Origin of the sequence: Tepidanaerobacter sp. EBM-38 (assembly GCA_001896545.1) — a bacterium.
Classification (GTDB): domain Bacteria; phylum Bacillota; class Thermosediminibacteria; order Thermosediminibacterales; family Tepidanaerobacteraceae; genus Tepidanaerobacter.
Genome location: MPOT01000023.1, coordinates 1 through 1,170 on the forward strand (window position 1 = coordinate 1; position 1,170 = coordinate 1,170).

Consider the following 1,170-nt stretch of genomic DNA (forward strand, 5'->3'; position numbering starts at 1 on the left):
GAAGTGGTTATACCTGTTATTAAATTCAAACATGAGAGAGGCAAAACCGCAAAAGAAGTCAAAAAAGTTGATGTTAAGCTTACTAGTATATCTAGGAAGATAACAAATAATATTACCTATCTTGAGTTTTTCCAAGTGGAAAAAATTCAGGACAAGACTGTGCCAAGGAGACTTTCAGTTTATCTTGCAGATGAAGAGGGGAACAGGGTATCAAACGAGAATATAATAATAGCCGACAGCACATCAGATAACCCCGAAGATAGGACCTTTAGGGAAAAGTTCGTACTCAAGAGTATGAAATATGATAAAAGTAGTAAATATTATCTGGTTCTAGAGGATGAAGAGGAAACCGTTGAAAGGATATATGAGAAGATTCCGTTCATTATTGATATTGCATTTATGAATGATTTTGGTTTTTAAAGTGAGGAGAGCCGAATGGATGAGCTTAGTAAAAAATTAAATAGGTATTTCCCCGGAAGAGTCGTAAGAAAAGACCTGACTAAAAAAATTAAAGAAGGAGCCAATGTACCTGTTTATGTCCTTGAATACTTGTTAGGGATGTATTGTGCTACTGATGATGAAAACAGTATCAACGATGGTGTTGAGACAGTAAAGAACATTCTGGCGGAAAATTTCGTAAGGCCCGATGAAGCGGAAAAAGTCAAGTCAAAGGTACGGGAACTTGGCAGATTCACCGTTATTGATATGATAACAGTTAAGCTCAATGAAAAACTTGATATATATCAAGCAGAGTTTTCTAACCTCGGGCTAAAGGGCGTAGAGATTTCTCCGCAATATGTGAAAGACTTTGACAAGCTCCTCGCTGGGGGTATCTGGTGTATTGTTAAAATGAGCTATTTTTATGATGAGGAAGTTAAGATGGCAAGCCCTTTTAATATAGATTCCCTCACACCTATTCAGATGCCTCATATGGATATTCAAGAGATTTTTGAAGGCAGAAAGCATTTTTCAAAAGATGAATGGATAGATGTTCTGATGCGGTCTGTCGGTATGGAACCGACGCAGTTAGAACAAAAAGTAAAATGGCATATTCTTGAGCGGATGGTGCCACTTGTTGAAAATAACTACAATCTTTGCGAGCTGGGACCTCGAGGAACTGGGAAGTCTCATTTGTACAAAGAAATCTCGCCTAATTCTATACTAGTGTCC

Annotated in this window: 1 protein-coding gene and 1 pseudogene; both read left to right on the forward strand. The window is 37.6% G+C overall.

The features are described 5' to 3' along the window. A pseudogene (locus tag BUC45_RS01610) lies at window positions 1–420 on the forward strand (BREX-1 system phosphatase PglZ type A); the annotation flags it as partial. A gap of 15 nt (window positions 421–435) precedes the next feature. Beyond that, a partial coding sequence (locus BUC45_RS01615; RefSeq protein ID WP_296969824.1) for an anti-phage BREX system Lon protease BrxL occupies window positions 436–1,170 on the forward strand: 735 nt, incomplete at its 3' end.